General features: G+C 43.9%; 1 protein-coding gene and 1 pseudogene. One reads left to right on the forward strand and one right to left on the reverse strand.

Annotated features, from left to right (window positions below; translation table 11 throughout):
* Nucleotides 1-44: 44 nt before the first annotated feature.
* Nucleotides 45-539 (reverse strand): hypothetical protein, encoded by a 495-nt coding sequence (locus CFR80_RS19155; RefSeq protein WP_146221720.1) that lies wholly within the window; start codon nucleotides 537-539, stop codon nucleotides 45-47.
* 508 nt (nucleotides 540-1047) lie between these two features.
* Here CFR80_RS19155 and CFR80_RS18185 point away from each other — a divergent pair.
* A pseudogene (locus CFR80_RS18185) lies at nucleotides 1048-1305 on the forward strand (transposase); the annotation flags it as partial.
* Between the last annotated feature and the right edge of the window lie 95 nt (nucleotides 1306-1400).

The raw sequence follows: 1400 nt of genomic DNA on the forward strand, positions 1-1400 counted from the left end.
TGCGTCCTCAACCGCATGGACATTGATCGCCTCGATCCGCATGCTCACACGACGGACAGCAAGGCATTGTCAAGCTTGAAAAACTTTCGGATCGGGCTCTTAACATGAATAAAATTATGCCTTTCAAGATAAGAAAGCATAAATTTCTCTTTGCTTTCGTTCATATCCATCTGGAAAAGACCGTATTGATCACCTGACTTTTCTATTTTCACATTGATAGATTCTTGACCGTCTCCCTCCATCTCCATATTATACTTCCTGTCAGTGTAATCTACAGGATGACTAAATTGAGGGGCATATTTATTTTCATCTTTACTAAACTGAATATATATTTCAGGTTGCCCGTCTTTGTTGGATACAATAAATTTATCTAAATTGTCCCGTATATCGCTTGTAACTGCACAAACACCGGGGCGTTCAGACGCAGCCATTAAGAAGGTATCATCCGGATAATAATATATCAGTGGTTTAGCATTAGCCATGCAGGCAATTCCACACCCGACCATGACGGTAGCCACAAAAGCAGAAATATGTTTCATTTCCACTTCCTTACAAAAAATCATATTTGAAATATTCTACTGGTGCGCTGCACTTACTGTACATTTTATATAACCCTCGCCTGAAGGCCCTACGACAGGCCCCGTTTACCAGTGATCTCCCTGGCGTCGGGCGGGTCGTAGCGTGTTCACACGAGGTATAGGCACGCCCTGCTTATTTCCCTTGAGCGATGAACGAGAAGACCCGTCACCGCTTTGGCTCGAAAGCCGGGTGTTGCATTAGGCAGGCCACCCGACAGAGGGCGACCTCGTGTGAAAAGGCGCTACGACACGCCATTAAACAGTATACGGGGAAGCAGCCTCATAGGCAAGTTTCGGGCGAAATGAAATCAAGGTACCCCTTTATACGTCTTTATCATACAAATTAGTAGTTGGAAAAGTTTTTATTGAATATATCTAGAATTTATGAGAGTTAAACTTATATATCCACAAGAACAGATGGATGTTTATGTCTTAATTATTGTAGGATATTTAGGGGTATATTTTTAAAATGTATGATACTGATTTGACAGATCAGCAGTGGGAGTTGCTAGAGCCTTATATTTTCAAGGCTAAACCGGGAGGTCGCCCTCGCTCAACCAATGTGAGAGAAGTGATCAACGCAATTTTTTATGTCCTGAAAAATGGCTGTATGTGGCGCAGCTTGCCGCGCGATTTCCCGCCATGGCAGACCGTTTACCGGTATTTCCGGCATTTAGGCACATCGAAAGCGTTCGATAATGCATTTAGGGATATGTATGAGCGCGTAATACCAAGGGCTACTGTCTCTGACTCATCTGTGAAGTGACGCGAAGGGCCTGTTCTGATTCTGTCGTGAGAGGGAGGATCGGGAATGGCTGGTGC

Source organism: Komagataeibacter oboediens, from assembly GCF_003207815.1.
GTDB classification, from domain to species: Bacteria; Pseudomonadota; Alphaproteobacteria; order Acetobacterales; family Acetobacteraceae; genus Komagataeibacter; species Komagataeibacter oboediens.

What these genes read in the sequence shown, in the direction of transcription:
- CFR80_RS19155 (WP_146221720.1), bottom strand. Translation starts at nt 539, where the DNA reads ATGAAACATATTTCTGCTTTTGTGGCTACCGTCATGGTCGGGTGTGGA.